The sequence below is a fragment of the Nonomuraea sp. NPDC005501 genome (genome assembly GCF_040605905.1).
GTDB lineage: Bacteria > Actinomycetota > Actinomycetes > Streptosporangiales > Streptosporangiaceae > Nonomuraea.
Map to the genome: position 1 here is coordinate 11651 of NZ_JBEXDT010000053.1, position 14947 is coordinate 26597.

12 protein-coding genes are annotated in these 14947 nt (G+C 72.4%); 4 read left to right on the plus strand and 8 right to left on the minus strand.

The annotated features are described in order from the left end of the window. Positions 1-22: 22 nt before the first annotated feature. The 3 genes from ABZS51_RS24465 to ABZS51_RS24475 are packed head-to-tail and all read right to left on the minus strand — an operon-like array spanning position 23 to position 2933. Complete coding sequence (locus tag ABZS51_RS24465; protein ID WP_355445147.1) at positions 23-931, minus strand: 1-phosphofructokinase family hexose kinase; 909 nt, start codon at positions 929-931, stop codon at positions 23-25. Then, complete coding sequence (gene nagA, locus ABZS51_RS24470; RefSeq protein WP_355445150.1) at positions 928-2064, minus strand: N-acetylglucosamine-6-phosphate deacetylase; 1137 nt, start codon at positions 2062-2064, stop codon at positions 928-930. Before nagA ends, ABZS51_RS24465 begins: the two co-directional genes overlap by 4 nt. After that, on the minus strand, positions 2061-2933 hold the full coding sequence (locus ABZS51_RS24475) for an SIS domain-containing protein (RefSeq protein ID WP_355445153.1): 873 nt from the start codon (positions 2931-2933) through the stop codon (positions 2061-2063). The genes nagA and ABZS51_RS24475 overlap by 4 nt, the downstream gene beginning before the upstream one ends. A gap of 133 nt (positions 2934-3066) precedes the next feature. On the opposite strand from ABZS51_RS24475, the gene ABZS51_RS24480 reads away from it, so the two are divergent. Continuing rightward, positions 3067-3837 carry a DeoR/GlpR family DNA-binding transcription regulator gene (locus ABZS51_RS24480; RefSeq protein WP_355445155.1) on the plus strand — a complete coding sequence of 257 codons (771 nt, stop codon included), beginning with the start codon at positions 3067-3069 and terminating at the stop codon, positions 3835-3837. A 116-nt stretch (positions 3838-3953) separates the two neighbouring features. Continuing rightward, positions 3954-5690, plus strand: a complete 1737-nt coding sequence (locus tag ABZS51_RS24485) for a glycerol-3-phosphate dehydrogenase/oxidase (RefSeq protein WP_355445158.1) — start codon at positions 3954-3956, stop codon at positions 5688-5690. A 15-nt stretch (positions 5691-5705) separates the two neighbouring features. Here the strand turns inward: ABZS51_RS24485 and ABZS51_RS24490 are convergent, their stop codons facing one another. The 3 genes from ABZS51_RS24490 to ABZS51_RS24500 are packed head-to-tail and all read right to left on the minus strand — an operon-like array spanning position 5706 to position 9106. Continuing rightward, positions 5706-7118, minus strand: coding sequence for a basic amino acid/polyamine antiporter (locus tag ABZS51_RS24490; protein WP_355445161.1), 1413 nt, complete (start codon positions 7116-7118; stop codon positions 5706-5708). 5 nt (positions 7119-7123) lie between these two features. Next, positions 7124-7789: a MarC family protein gene (locus ABZS51_RS24495; protein ID WP_355445164.1), complete on the minus strand. Its 666-nt coding sequence runs from the start codon at positions 7787-7789 to the stop codon at positions 7124-7126. A gap of 42 nt (positions 7790-7831) precedes the next feature. Beyond that, on the minus strand, positions 7832-9106 hold the full coding sequence (locus tag ABZS51_RS24500) for an arginine deiminase (RefSeq protein ID WP_355445167.1): 1275 nt from the start codon (positions 9104-9106) through the stop codon (positions 7832-7834). A 256-nt stretch (positions 9107-9362) separates the two neighbouring features. Between ABZS51_RS24500 and ABZS51_RS24505 the strand changes: the two genes are divergently transcribed. Then, positions 9363-9671 carry a MiAMP1 family antimicrobial peptide gene (locus ABZS51_RS24505; RefSeq protein WP_310708449.1) on the plus strand — a complete coding sequence of 103 codons (309 nt, stop codon included), beginning with the start codon at positions 9363-9365 and terminating at the stop codon, positions 9669-9671. A 191-nt stretch (positions 9672-9862) separates the two neighbouring features. Continuing rightward, a complete protein-coding gene (locus ABZS51_RS24510) occupies positions 9863-10780 on the plus strand; it encodes a TIGR03619 family F420-dependent LLM class oxidoreductase (protein ID WP_355445170.1) in 918 nt (305 codons plus the stop codon). 8 nt (positions 10781-10788) lie between these two features. Here the strand turns inward: ABZS51_RS24510 and ABZS51_RS24515 are convergent, their stop codons facing one another. Next, positions 10789-12792 carry a beta-propeller domain-containing protein gene (locus ABZS51_RS24515; protein ID WP_355445173.1) on the minus strand — a complete coding sequence of 668 codons (2004 nt, stop codon included), beginning with the start codon at positions 12790-12792 and terminating at the stop codon, positions 10789-10791. A 32-nt stretch (positions 12793-12824) separates the two neighbouring features. Next, positions 12825-14906 (minus strand): serine/threonine-protein kinase, encoded by a 2082-nt coding sequence (locus ABZS51_RS24520; protein WP_355445176.1) that lies wholly within the window; start codon positions 14904-14906, stop codon positions 12825-12827. Positions 14907-14947: the final 41 nt, after the last annotated feature.

A 14947-nucleotide genomic window follows, 5' to 3' on the forward strand; every position in this document is an offset into this window, starting at 1 on the left:
GTGATCTGCTGCTTCAGGCGATTCAGGTGATCTCGATGAGCGGGCGCGTCCTGGCGTAGACGTCGCGGTCGAAGTCGCCGGCCACCGGGGCGGCCACGGCGGCCGCGCCGAGCGCCGCGGCCGTGCGGAGCCGTTCGGGCCACGCGGCGCCCTCGACCAGCCCCAGCGCGAGCCCCGCCACCAGCGAGTCACCGGCGCCCGTCGGGTTGCCCTCCACCCGGTACGGCATGCGGGCCCGGAACGTGCCCTCGGGGGTGACCGCGTACACGCCCTCCTCGCCGAGCGAGACGACCACGGACTCGGCCCCGCGGGCCCGCAGGTGCTCGGCTCCCTCGACCGGGTGGTCGTGCGGCGGCACGGCCCGGGCCAGCTCGTGGACGTTGGGCTTGACGATCGCGGGACGGCCGGCCGGGGCGTGGCGGAGCGCCTCCCCGTCGGCGTCGACGATGGCGGGCACCCCGTGCTCGGCGGCCAGGGCGGCCAGCGTCGCGTACGTGCCGGCCGGGACGCCACGGGGCAGGCTGCCCGAGAGGACCACGGCGTCCGCCCGCTCCAGCAGCGACGCGTACACCCGGCCGAACTCCCGCAGCTCCGCCGCCGACACCTCAGGACCGGGCTCGTTGAACAGCGCCGCCCCGCCGGGGCCGCCCGTGACGGCCAGCGTCGTACGGGACTCGGCGGCGATGGGGACCAGCGCGTGGGGCAGTCCGGCGACCTCCAGGTCGGCCTCGACGGCCCGCCCGACAGGGCCGCCCGCCAGGCCGGTGACCAGCACCTCCTGGCCGAGGCCGCGCAGGACGCGGGCCACGTTGACGCCCTTGCCGCCGGCCCGCCGGTGGACGGCCTGCACCCGGTTGACCCCGGCCCAGTCGACCTCGGGCACCTGGTAGGTGACGTCGAGGGCGGCGTTGAGCGTCACGGTGAGGATCATCGGGGCTCCGTCAGCCAGGCGCCGCGCCTCATCACGCCGGCCACCTCCAGCTCGTCGGTCAGGACGACCAGGTCGGCGGTCTTGCCGGCGGCGATGGAGCCGATCTGAGCGTCGAGCCCCAGCACGCGCGCCGGGGTGAGGGAGGCGGCCACGGACGCCTCGGACAGCGTCAGGCCCACCTCGGTGACGGAGCGCCGGAAGGCGACGTCCATGGTGAGCGTGCTGCCCGCGATCGTGCCGCCCTCGGCCAGCCGGGCGACTCCGCCGGACACGGTCACGCGCAGCGCGCCGAGCTCGTAGTCGCCGTCGCCCATCCCGGCCGCCGACATCGCGTCGGTGACCAGCGCCGTCCGGCCCGGCCCGGCCACCGAGCAGGCGAGGCGGAGCATGGCCGGGTGCACGTGGACGCCGTCGTTGACCAGCTCGACCGTCACCCGCTCGTCCTGAAGGAGGGCGGCGACCGGGCCGGGGGAGCGGTGTCCGAGCGGCGGCAGCGCGTTGTAGAGGTGGGTGGCCACGCTCGCCCCGGCGTCGATGCCGTCGAGGGTCTGCTCGTAGGTGGCGTCGCTGTGGCCGAGGGCGGCGAGCACGCCGTGGTCGCGGGCCGCGCGCACGGTGTCGAGCGCCCCGGGCAGCTCCGGCGCGATCGTCAGCATGCGGACGTGGCCGCGGCCAGCCTTCACCAGCCGCTCGAACTCGCGCGGCGACGGCTCGCGCAGCAGCGCCGGGTCGTGCGCGCCGCAGCGTGCCCCGGAGATGTACGGGCCCTCGAAGTGCAGGCCGGCGAGCAGGCCGTCGTCGCACAGGTCGGCCAGCGACGACGCGGCGGCCTCCAGGTCGGCCACGGCGGCCGTGACCAGGCTCGCCACCAGGGTCGTGGTGCCGTGGCGCCGGTGCAGCTCCACGGCGTCCCGCGCGCCGTCCTGGTCACCGGTGGGGAAGGAGCCGCCCGCGCCGCCGTGGTTGTGGATGTCGACGAATCCGGGGACGACGTACCGGCCGCCCAGGCTGTGGCCGGCCCGCGGCGCGCGGCCGTGGCCGACGTGCGTGATGCGGCCGTCCTCGATGGCCAGCCAGCCGTCGTGGATGCCTTCGGGGGTCACGACGCGGGCGTCGGCGAGAGTGAGGCTCATGAAGAAAGGATCACAGATCGGGTGAGGTGCAGGGGCTCGTCCGGGTCGAGGCCGCGGGCCGTGGCGCGGGCGACCGCGACGCGCTGGGCGCGGACCAGCTCGGCCATCGGGTCGAGCCCGCTCTCGTGGAACGCGCCGCCGGTGGCCTCCACCTGCTCGCGCAGCCCGTCGGGCGCCTTGCCGAGCATCCAGGTGACGCGGCCGGGCCCGGCGATGCTGATCGGGCCGTGACGGTACTCCATCGCCGGGTACGCCTCGGTCCAGGAGCGCGACGCCTCGCGCATCTTCAGGGCGGCCTCCTGCGCCAGGCCGACCGACCAGCCGGCGCCGAGGAAGCTGAACTGCTCCGCCTCCACGAGCGCGGGGTCGAGGGGCGACGCCAGCACGTGCTCGGCGTCGGCGATGGCCGGGCCGAGGTCCTCGCCGAGGCTGGCGCGCAGCATCGCGAGCTGGGTGGTGGCGAACCGGGTCTGCACGACGGACCGCTCGTCGGCGTAGTCGAGCACGATCACCTGGCCGGCGGCGGTCATGATGGGAGTGTCGGGGTCGGCGGTGATGGCCGTGGTGGGCGAGCCGGTCCGGTTCAGGAACTCCAGGACCTCGGTCGTGGTGCCGGAGCGGCTCAGCGCGATGACGCGGTCGTAGCGGCGGCCGGTGGGGGCCTCGGAGGCGGCGAACGCGTCGGTCTCGCCCTGCCCGGCCCGCTCGCGCAGGGCCGCGTACGCCATGGCGATGAACCAGGAGGTGCCGCACCCGACGACGGCGACGCGCTCGCCGGGTACGGGCAGCGCGTCCGCGGGCACGTCGGCGACGGCGCGACGCCAGCACTCCGGCTGGGAGGCGATCTCGGCTTCGGTGTGGGTGGTCACCAGTTACCTCCCGGGTGCGGGGTTTGCGTGTTCCTGTGCTTTTTATAGCAGAAAGGAGCACAATTGTGCAGGTGTGGCTGCGTCGGCTCTGGTGTGCCACCCTTGCTGCTGACGGAGCCCGGAGGAGGCGCGCGTGTCCCGATACGACCGGTGGAACGCCATTCTTGAGCTGCTCGCTCAGGAGGGCCGCCTGTCCGTCGAGGAGGCCGCGCAGGCGCTCGACGTCTCCGCGGCGACCATCCGGCGCGACTTCGACCAGCTCTCCTTGCAGCAGATGCTCATGCGCACGCGGGGCGGCGCGGTGGCGCAGAGCGTCAGCTACGACCTGCCGCTGCGTTACAAGACCGCCCGGCACGCCGACGCCAAGCACCGCATCGCGGCCGCCGCGGCCTCGCTCGTCTCCGCCGGCGCGGTGGTCGGCATGAACGGCGGCACCACCACCTCCGAGCTGGCCCGCGCGCTGGCCACCAGCACCGCCCTGGAGTCCGGGTTCACGGTCGTCACCAACGCGCTCAACATCGCCGCCGAGCTCACCGTCCGCCGGCACGTGAAGATCGTGGTCACGGGCGGGGTGGCGCGGCCGCAGTCGTACGAGCTGATCGGGCCGCTCGCCTCCGGCGTCCTGGAGCAGGTGACGCTGGACGTGGCCTTCCTCGGCGTCGACGCGATCGACGTCGAGCTCGGGGCCTCGGCCCACCACGAGGGCGAGGCGAGCGTCAATCACCTGCTCATCAGCCGCGCCCAGCAGGTGGTGGCCGTGGCCGACTCCTCGAAGGTCGGCGGCCGGGCGTTCTCCCGGATCTGCGGCATCGGCGAGATCGACACGCTCGTCACCGACGACGGGCTCCCCGACGACCAGGCCGCCCGGCTCACGGACGCGGGCGTCAAGGTCGTCCGCGCCTAGCGCTCCCAGCGGGCGGCCGGTGTGGCGAGGGCAACTTTCCCCGGCGTTACATGCCCGTCGCCCGGCGGGTAGGTATGGGAGCGCAAGGGATGCAGGCCGTACACCAGGGAGAGCTAATGACGGCGGGAAGAGGCGTGGCCCGGCTCGGGCCCGCCGAGCGGACGGCGGCGCTCGCCCGGATGAGCGCCGAGGAGCTGGACGTCGTGGTGGTGGGGGGTGGTGTGGTCGGAGCGGGGATCGCGCTCGACGCCGCGACCCGTGGCCTCGACGTGGGAGTGGTGGAGGCGCGTGACTTCGCCTCCGGCACGTCCTCCCGCTCCTCCAAGCTGATCCACGGCGGGCTCCGCTACCTGGAGCAGCTGAACTTCGAGCTCGTCCGCGAGGCGTTGCAGGAGCGCTCCCTGCTGCTCCAGCGCATCGCGCCGCACCTGGTTCGGCCGGTGCCGTTCCTCTTCCCGATGACGCACCTCGGGTGGGAGCGGCCGTACGTGGGGGCCGGGGTCGCGCTCTACGACATGCTCGGCTTCGCCTCCGGGCTCACCCGGGGCGTGCCGGGCCACCGGCACCTGTCCCGGTCCAAGGCGCTGCGGCTCGCGCCCGCGCTGAAGCGCGCCGCGTTCACCGGCGCCGTGCAGTACTGGGACGCCCAGGTCGACGACGCCCGCTACGTGATGACCCTGCTGCGCACGGCCGCCGGCTACGGCGCGCACGTCGCGCCGCGGGCCCAGGTCGTCGGGTTCCTGCGCGAGGGGGAGCGGGTCACCGGGGTACGGGTGTGCGACCTGGAGAGCGGCGAGGAGTTCGAGATCCGCGCCCAGCAGGTCGTCAACGCCACCGGCGTGTGGACCGACGACATCCAGGAGCTGGTCGGCGGCCGGGGGCAGATCCACGTCCGCGCCTCCAAGGGCATCCACCTGGTGGTGCCGCGCGACCGCATCCACTCCAGCACCGGGATCATCCTGCGTACCGAGAAGTCGGTGCTGTTCGTCATCCCGTGGGGCCGGCACTGGATCGTCGGGACCACCGACACCGAGTGGACCCTGGACAAGAGCCACCCCGCCGCCTCCCGCGCCGACATCGACTACCTGCTCGACCACGTCAACGCGGTCCTGGCGGTGCCGCTGACCCGCGATGACGTCGAGGGTGTGTACGCGGGGCTGCGCCCCCTGCTGTCGGGCGAGTCCGACGAGACCTCGAAGCTGTCGCGCGAGCACGTCGTCGCCCACCCGGTGCCCGGCCTGGTGATGGTCGCCGGGGGCAAGTACACGACGTACCGGGTCATGGCCAAGGACGCCGTGGACGCCGTCGCGCACGGCCTCGACCAGCGCGTCCCGCGGTCGTGCACCGACCGCATCCCGCTGGCCGGCGCCGAGGGCTACCAGGCCCTGTGGAACTCCCGGCACCGCATCGCCCACGACTCCGGCCTGCACGTGGCCCGCATCGAGCACCTCCTGCAGAGGTACGGCTCGATGATCGACGAGGTGCTGGAGCTGATCCAGGAGGACCGGTCGCTGGCCAGGCCGCTGGACGGCGCCGACGACTACCTGCGCGCGGAGATCGTCTACGCCGCCACCCACGAGGGCGCGCGGCATCTGAACGACGCGCTGACCCGCCGCACCCGCATCTCGATCGAGACGTTCCACCGGGGCAAGGCCGTCGCCCGGGAGGCGGCGGAGCTGATGGCCGGGCCGCTCGGCTGGGACGCGGAGCAGGTCAAGGCGGAGGTCGAGTACTACACCAAGCGGGTGGAGGCCGAGCGGCTCTCCCAGGAGCAGGACACCGACCAGGAGGCCGACGCCATCAGGCTGGGCGCGCCGGAGATCGTCCCGGTCGTCTCACCCGAACACCCCTGACGCCCTCCGTGGGACCTAGATGGTGATGAAGCCGGTGGCCAGGCCGATGACGCCCAGGACGGCGCCGACGGCCACCACGGCGAACAGGGTCACCTCGGCGGGGGAGGAGAAGAGGCGTCTGCCGTGCTCGCGGCGGGTGAGGGCGAACAGGATCGTGCCGGGCGCGTAGACGACGCATGACAGCAGCAGGAACTTCAGCCCCGCGGCGAAGATCAGGAACGCCGTGTAGAGGACGGCGAGCGCGGCCACCAGCACCTGCGTGCGAGGGCCGCCCAGCTTGAGCGCGTAGCCGGCGGCGAGCAGGTACGGCACCAGCGCCAGCGCGCTGGTCAGCTTGAGCGTGAAGGTGAACGCGTCCTCCGACAGCAGCGTGATGAGCAGCACGGCGGTGATGAGGGCGCTGGTCAGCACGAGGGCGGCCGACGGGGTGCCGTGGCGGTTCTCGCGCCGCAGGAAGGCGGGCATGTCGTCGTCACGGGCCGCCACGAACAGCACCTCGGCGGCCATCAGCGTCCAGGCGAGGTAGGCGCCGAGCACCGAGACGACGAGGCCGACGCTGATGAGGACGGCGCCCCAGGGGCCGACGACCGCCTCGAGCACCCCCGCCATGGACGGCTGGCGCAACGCCTCCGTACGCGCCTTGGGCAGAGCGGCGTAGGACAGGAGCGTGACCGAGGCGAACAGGGCGAGGACGCCGAGGAAGCCGAGCAGCGTGGCCCGGCCCACGTCCTCGCGCCTGCGCGCGTAGCGGGAGTAGACGCTGGCGCCCTCGACGCCGAGGAACACGAAGACGGTGACCAGCATCGTGGCCCTGACCTGCTCGAACAGCAGCCCGTCGCCCCACAGGTTCGCGCTGAACGTGTCCGCCTTGAAGGTGAGGGCGAGGATCGCCACGAACAGCAGGATCGGCACGAGCTTGGCCACGGTCACGATCCTGTTGATCCCGGCGGCCTCCTTGACCCCGCGCATGATGACGAAGTGGAAGCCCCACACGCACACCACGGAGACCGCCACCGCCAGCGGCGTGTTGCCCTCGCCGAAGCCCGGGATGACCGCGCCCAGGGTGGACTTGATCAGCGCCCAGTAGGAGACGTTGCCGACGCAGGCGCTGGCCCAGTAGCCGAACGCGGAGAAGAAGCCGGGGAACTCGCCGAATCCCGCCTTCGCGTAGGCGTAGACGCCGGCGTTCAGGTCCGGCTTGCGCACGGCCAGCGACTGGAAGACGAAGGCCAGCATCAGCATGCCCGCACCGGCGACCACCCAGGCGATCACCGCGCCGAACACGCCGGTGGCCTGGGCGAAGTTGCGCGGCAGCGAGAACACGCCGGCGCCCACCATCGAGCCGACGACCATGGCGGTCAGCGTCGGCAGCGACAGTTTCTGGGCAGTCGTCCTGGCGTCCGTCGCTCTGCTGTCGTCGGCGCACATGGGCTTCAGTGAGCCAGGCGAGCGGTGACGAGGTCGGTGAAGCCGTTGGCGAGCAGGATGACGGCGATCGCGGTCAGCAGGATGCCCGCGACGCGATCCAGGATCATCGCCCCTTTGAACGAGATGCGCCGCTGGACGTGGCCGGACAGGTAGAGCGTCACCCCCGTGACCACGGCGAAGCACAGGGCGGCCAGCGACAGGGCGAGCTTGTCCGGCAGGGTGGTCGCGGCCGCCGACGCGGCGACGCCGAAGGCGAAGGTGGTGCCGCCGACGGTCAGCGGGAAGCTGAGCGGGGTGAACAGGATCGACTTGGGCTCCGGCACCGGCTCGGACGAGGGGGTGGCACCCGGCTGCCGCTCCTCCTCCAGCCTTTCCAGCTCTTCCACCGCGCCGGCCTGGCCCCGCATCAGCGGAATGGCGGCGTACGCCAGGGCGATGCCACCGGTGGCCGTCAGCGCCGCGGTGCTGATGCCGAGCAGCTTGAGCAGCGGCTCGCCGATCCACAACGCCGCCAGGACGAAGACGGCGACGTTGACGGCGAGCCCGATCGCGAGCCGGTTGACCTGCTTGTGGGTGTACGGCCGGACGATCGGCAGGTACGAGGCCAGTGCCGCGACCGGGCTGTAGAGCCCGAACAGCGCCAGGAAGAGAATCAGTGCCGGATGGGTCATCGGAGTCCTTACGCCGGGAAGCCGCTGCGGTCGCGACGGGCTCTAGACCGGGTCACGCAGGATCGGGCAGGTCATGCAATGCCCGCCGCCCCGGCCCTTGCCCAGCTCGAAGCCCTCGATCTCGATGACGTCCACGCCGTGCTCGCGCAGCTTCCGGTTGGTGAACTCGTTCTTGTGGTAGCCGACCGCGACACCCGGCTCCAGGGCGACGAAGTTGCTGCCGCTGTCCCACTGCTCCCTGGCCCGCTGGTAGTCGTCCCCGCCCGTGGGGATGATGTCGAGCTTGCCGATGCCGAGCGCGTCCTCGAAGGCGGCGGCCAGGTTCGGCTCGCGGTGCACGTCCAGGGTGCCCTCCTTGTCGCCGGGCCGCAGCGAGTAGACGGCGGCGTTCTCGACGACCGGCGGGTACCCCGTGGCCTTGTCCACGTCCAGCAGCGTGAACACGGTGTCGAGGTGCATGTAGGAGCGGTGCGGCGGGATGTTGACCGCGAGCACCCTGGTGGCCGCCCCCGCGGCGAACAACTCCCCGGCGAGGTGCTCGATCATGATCGGGCTGGTGCGCTCGCTGACGCCGATGGCGACGGTGGCGTTGCCGATGGGCATCATGTCGCCGCCCTCCAGCGAGGCCCGGCCGAAGTCCTCCTCGTCGAAGCCGCCGTCGTCGCCCATCGGCGGATACCAGTACGCGAAGCCGTCGTCGGCGAACATCGGGTGGAAGTGGTAGACGATGCTCTGGTTGATGGTCTCCAGGCGGCGGGCGTGGTAGTAGAGCGGGTTCAGCGAGACCCCGCCGTACAGCCAGGCCGAAGGGTCGCGCTGGTAGAGCGAGTTCGGCAGCGGCGGCAGGATGAACGATCCGATCCGGGCCATGGCGGTGACCAGGGAGCGGGCGTCGAGCCCTTCCCGGCTGGCCCGCGTCTCGGCGACGAACTCGTCCTTGGTGAGCCCGCCGACCAGGTGTTCGGCCAGCTTCTCCCCGCTCCAGGAGGAGAGCTCCGCGCGGATCTCGTCGACGAGCTGCGGGCCGACCGTCAGGTGCGTGACGGTGCGCTCGACGGCGTGCCTCTTCGCCTCGGGAGCGGCTTCCAGCGCCTCGGCGAGCAGCTGCTGGTGGTGGAACACCTCGATGCCGCGACCGCGCATCAGCTCCACGAACGCGTCGTGCTCGACCTGGGCACGGCTGACCCACAGCACGTCGTCGTAGAGCAGCTCGTCCTTGTTGGCCGGCGTCAGCCGCTTCAGGCTGAGGTCCGGCCGGTGCACGATGACCTGCCGCAACGCGCCCACCTCGGAGTGGACCCCATATCTGGTGCTCACGACGTTCCCCCGTCCAGGTCGACCAACCCGCTTCCTTCCACTACGGATTTGGGGTCAATCGTCGACGATGAGTGTTTTGTCAAAGGTTGGGGGTGCGGCGATCTCCCTTCAAGGCGCGTCGGCGGATGCCGGCGCGGCGCCCTGACCTGGGCGTTGCCTTCTTGGCGTCGCCGGGGCGTCCCTTGCCTCTTCATTGTGCACACGGTTACCGTATGAATACTCTCAGTGAAGAGAGAGTCGCATCGGGAGGATCATCGTGAAGAGAATCGCCCTCGTTCCCGTCCTCGCGGCCGCCATGGTCGCGATCATGGGCAGCGCCGCCTACGCCTCGCAGTACATCGCCTACGAAGGCCCCGGCTTCACCGGCCGGACGCAGTTCATCGACGCCTGCGGGGTGTCCAACATCGTCTATCACGGGTCCTACAAGTGGTTCGGCGACGGCCAGAGCGGCCGGATGTACAACCAGCCCAACGCGCGGGGCCCGATGCACTTCGAGCTCGCCTCCAACCGCAACGCCGAGCAGCACACCTCCGTCGGCTGGCAGAGCATCTTCATCGTGTGCTGACAATCGGGCGCTGACAGTCGTGCGCTGACCCCGCCGCACGCATGGGCGGGCCCTTCGGGGGCACAGGGCGTCCCCGGGCAACGGCTCGGGGGGCGCCCTGTGCGCGTGCGCGTCACGGGCTCCCACGGCATGATCATGGGCGAACGGCCGCAATCCGGCGTCGCGGCCGCCCAGCCCCGAAGGAACGTCTCATGCAGATCGGATTCGCGGTCCCCCAGTACGGCGTCTTCGCCGATCCGGACTTCATCCGGCAGGCCGCCGTGGACCTGGAGACCATGGGCTACCACAGCCTGTGGGCCGGCGACCGCGTCCTGGTGCCCCTGGAGCCCAGCGACCGGTACCCGGGAGGCGACGGTGAGATCCCCGCGGCGTTCAGGACGTTCTTCGACCCGCTCGCGGCGCTGACCCTGGCAGCCGTCGGCACGCGGGACGTGCGACTCGGGACCAGCGCCCTCAATGCCCTGTGGCAGCCGCCCGTCGTGCTCGCCCGCGCCCTGGCCTCGCTCGACCTGCTCAGCCACGGACGCCTGGACGTGGGGATCGGCCTCGGCTGGCTGCGTGACGAGTACGCCGCCGCCGGGGTGCCGTGGCGGGGCCGGGGGCAGCGGCTTGAGGAGACGCTCGACCTGATGGAGGCCGCCTGGTCGGAGAAGGTGGTGGAGCACGACGGCCCGCTGTGGCGGGTGCCGCCGTCCCACGTCGACCTGAAGCCGTTCCAGCACCCGCGCCCGCCGATCCTGCTCGCCGGCTTCACCCCGGCGGCCCTGGAGCGGGTCGGCAGGCGGGCCGACGGCTGGCTCGGCGCGGCGATGCCGCCCGCCTACCTGATCTCCCTGTGGGACGTGGCGCTGCGGGCGGCCGAGCGGGCGGGGCGCGACCCGTCCGCCCTGCGCATGGTGGTGCGCGTCAACCCGGAGATCACCCGGGCGCCGGCACCCGCCGAGCGGGTGCCGCGCGCCGGGACCGTCCGCCAGATCGGCGACTACGTGCTGAGCCTGGCCGAGCTGGGCGCCCATGAGACGTTCGTGGACGTGCAGCCGACGGCGTCCTCGCGGGAGGAGTTCGTGGACGTGGCGCACGATCTCGTCGAGGTCCTGCGGGCGGGGTGACGGGTCCGTCAGCCGAACGGGATCCAGGACCGCCGCGCCAGCGAGGCGGCGTCGTTGACCTGGACACCGGTGTCGGAGAGCGTCCAGATGGCGTCGCCGATGACCATCGAGCGCTGGATCCCCGGCTGGTAGACGATGTCCGACTGCCGCTTCCTCGGGTGCTCGATCATGCCCACCCGGGTGATCGCGGAGTCGGTGATCCTCAGGACCACCGCGCCGTTCCGCTCGGCGTCCTGCCCGTACGTGTTCAACGGGAGGACCGCCATGCCGGTCTTGGGCCAGTACAGGAACGCGTGCGGGTCCCACTCGGCCTCCGAGCCGGAGTCCTTCTGGAAGAGCTGCGACAGGCGGCGCGGGGCCGCCGGGTCGCCGACGTCGAACAGCGACACCTGCGTGCCCAGCGTCCGGCCCTTGTCGCTGGCCTCCTGCCCGATGCCGATGAGCCGGCCGTCGCCGGCCGGGTGCAGGTACGCCGAGTAGCCGGTGATCTTCAGCTCGCCGGTCACCTTCGGCGCCGCCGGGTCGCGCAGGTCGAGCGTGTAGAGCGGGTCCACCTGCTTGAACGTCACGCAGTAGCCGACCGGGCCGATGAAGCGGACCGAGTAGATCCGCTCGTCCTGGCCGAGGCCGCCGACCCGGCCCGTCTCGGCCATGTCGGACGTCCTGAGCACGTGGACGCCGCTGACACTGCTCTCGCCGTCGCCGGAGGTCACGGTGGTGGCCACCCGCAGGTGGCCGTCGTACTCGGACAGGCTGTACTGGTTCAGCAGCCGGCCCGGCACCTTGCCCGACGAAGCGTAGACCGGAGCGCCGGGACGCCCGATGTCGAAGCGGTGCACCTCGGTCTCCTCCGGGGGCACCACCGGGGTGCGGGCGGGAGCCGGGGTTCCGCTCACGGTGGGCTCCGCGGGCGTGGGTTCGGTGGGGGTGGGCTCGTCGGCGGGGGCCTGGGCGGTGCCGCTCGGCGGGTCCGGCACCGGCGCCGCGTCCTCCATGACCGCCGGGTCGACGGGCCACCAGCGCGGGTTGCTCGCCACGTACAGGCTCTGACCGGTGCCGTACACGATGTCGCCGTCCGCCGCCAGGGCGATCGGGTCGGTGCCCGCGTCGGTCACCCCCTGGGCCAGGTCGATGGTGTGGACGGCCAGCAGCGAGGCGCCGGTGTAGTCGGCGGGGTGGCTGACCCGCTCGCACGGCACGCTCAGCTCGCGCTTGGCCCCGGAGGCGTCGGTGATCTCCACCTTGGGCAGCCACGCCTCGATCGGCGCCCGCCGCACCGCCTCCTGGTTGAGCCTGCGCCGGTCCTTGTCCGTGGCGTCGTCCTTGGGCTGCGGCAGTTGGATGTCCGGCTCGCTGCGGGTGACCAGGCGGACGACCGAGCCGACCATCCGCGCGTCCACGTACCGCCCGCGCGGCCTGATCGTGGACAGCACCTTCGGCTGGCCGGCCAGGTCGACGAGGACGTATCTGGTGTCGCTGGTCATGGGCCGGATCGACTTGAACATGATGTCGCCGCCGCGCATCAGCACCAGCGCCCGGTCGCCGGACATGAGCAGGTCGGCGGGCACGAAGCCGGGCTCGTCGCCGCCGGTCAGCTTCAGCGTGGCCGTGACCTTCCGCGTGGCGGCGTCGATGACCCGCAGGACGCCCCCGGTGACCGTGACGACCCTGGCGCCGTCGGTCTTGACCAGGTCGGGCTCGTCCACACCCGCCTCGTGGGTGTTGGTGGTGGAGTGCTCCAGCGTGATCGTCGACTTGGCCTCGGGAACCGCCGCCGCGGTGTCGCGCCGCGCCATCAGCATGGGGCCGCCGAAGCCCCACGGCCCGACGTTGCGCGCGGCGTGCTCACGCAGGCCGGCCAGCATGTCGTCGCAGCCGTTGTACGCCACCAGGCGCACGGCCCCGAGCCGCTGCCTGGCGGGGGCCGTTCCGCCGGGCTGCGTGGCGGTGCAGGCGGCAGTGGCCGTGACGAGGGCGAGGGCGGCCGTCGCCGTACGGGTCAGGGTCTTCATGACCACCATCACGGATGGCCGAACCCGATGGTTCAGTCACCCTTGACGGGGTTGACGGTGAAGACCGGGCTGAAATCCAGATTGTCGGGGACTTCCAGCAGCTTGCGCACCAGCCGGCCGTCGAACCCGACCACCTGGATCTGGTCGGTGGAGGCGTTGTCCTGCTCCCAGCAGTACAGGTGCGTCTCGTCGTACCAGCCGAGCACCTTGTCGCAGTCGGAGGTGAACTGCCGCACGCGCTTGCCGGTGTCGGAGTCCCACACGCAGTGGTCGCCGTCGTCGCCGCCGGGGCAGTTCGTCACGAACGTCTTGCCCGACGGGGAGAAGAGGTCCTGCGTGCCCGACGCGAGCGAGCCGACGCTCGGCACGTCGCGGACGGTCCTGCCGGCGGCGTCGTAGAACCGCAGTCCCTTGCCGGAGCCGTAGAGGTTGACCACGCCCCGCTGGCCGGGGTCCCAGCCGAACCCGGTGTCGGGCGGGGCGGCGCCGCCGGGCAGCCGCACCACGCCGGCCTTGGCCTCGGCCACGTCCACCAGGACGAACCCCGGGTACACCCAGTCCTCCTTGCCGCGCGTGTCCTTGGTCTCCTTCTCGATGTTGAGCAGCAGCTTGGAGCCGTCGCGGGACCACGATCGGATGCTGCTGATCAGCGGCTTGCGGACGGTCTTGACCGTGGACGTCGCGCCCGTGCCGCGGTCGGTGACGATGACCGAGTCGTAGCCGTCGGCGGTGTACTTGCGGCCGCGCGTGGCGATGCGGCGGCCGTCGGGGGAGACCAGCGTCTCCCAGTTGCCGGCGTACTTCTTGAACCCGCCGCGCAGCGACTGCCGGGCGTAGTCCACCCAGTCGTCGGAGCGCTTGTCGTAGACCTCGTACGAGGTGAGCGTGACCGGGTCGGTCGGCAGCTCGTACAGGTCGATGGTGCCGCCCGGCAGCCTCTTCCTGACGGGGGTCGGCGTGGGCCCGGTGCTGGGCGTGCGGCCGGTGGCGGTGGGGGTCGTCGTGGCGCGGGACGAGGCCGTCGTCGTCTTACGCTGCGTCACGACCAGCGCGACGCAGGTCAGCAGGAGCAGCGTGACGGCCGCGGTCACGCCGACGATCACCGGAGCGCGGCTCCTGCGGCGCGGGGGTAAGCCGGTGGACATCGGCATGGGCCCCGGCACGGGTCCCGACTGCGGGCCCTGCGGGGGCGGCGCCCACGGCGGCGGAGGCTGCTGGAAGGGGGGCTGAGCCGCGGGCGGGCCCGGTTGCTGTCGGAAGGGCGGCGCGGGCGGGCCCGGCTGCCGGAAGGGGGCCGCGGGCTGGCCCGGCTGCTGGATGAGCCGCATGAGCACCTGCTCGGCCGTCGGCCGCCGCGCGGGGTCCTTGTCCAGGCAGGCGGCCACCAGCTCATGCAGCGGGCCGTCCAGGACACCGAGGTCGGGCGGGTTGTTGAGCACCCGGTTGATGACGGCCGGCATCGTGTCGCTGCCGAACGGCGCCCGCCCGGACGCCGCGTACACCATCGTGCCGGCCCACGAGAACATGTCCGCGGACGCCCCGACCGGGTGGCCGAGGATCTGCTCGGGCGGCATGTACGACGGCGTGCCCACGGGCATGCCGCTGATCGTGGAGGTGGCGTCGAGGGCGCGGGCGATGCCGAAGTCGATGACGCGCGGCCCGTCGGCGCCGAGGATGACGTTGGCCGGCTTGACGTCGCGGTGGACGATGCCCGCCTGGTGGATGGCCGCCAGCGCGGTGGCCGTGCCGATCGCCAGCCGGTGCAGGGACGCCCCGGCGCGCGGTCCCTCCTCCTGGACGATCCGCTGGAGCGACGGCCCCTCGATGAACTCGCTGATGATGTACGGCCGCTCCTGCTCGACGCCCGAGCCGAGGACGGCCGCGGTGCAGAAGGGCGCGATCTGCTGGGCCACCTGCGCCTCGCGCAGGAACCGCTCGACGCTCACCCGGTCGGCCGCCAGGTCGTGGCGCAGCCACTTGACGGCCAGCGGCGTGCCGGAGGCGTCCCTGGCCAGGTAGACGACGCCCTGGCCGCCCTCGCCGAGCCTGCCGGCGAGCTCCAGGCCCGCCAGGCGTCGCGGATCGCCGGGCCTGAGCGGAGCGATGGATGGCATGAGGGGATTGTGGCCCGTAGCCGCGCATCCACAAAAACTAC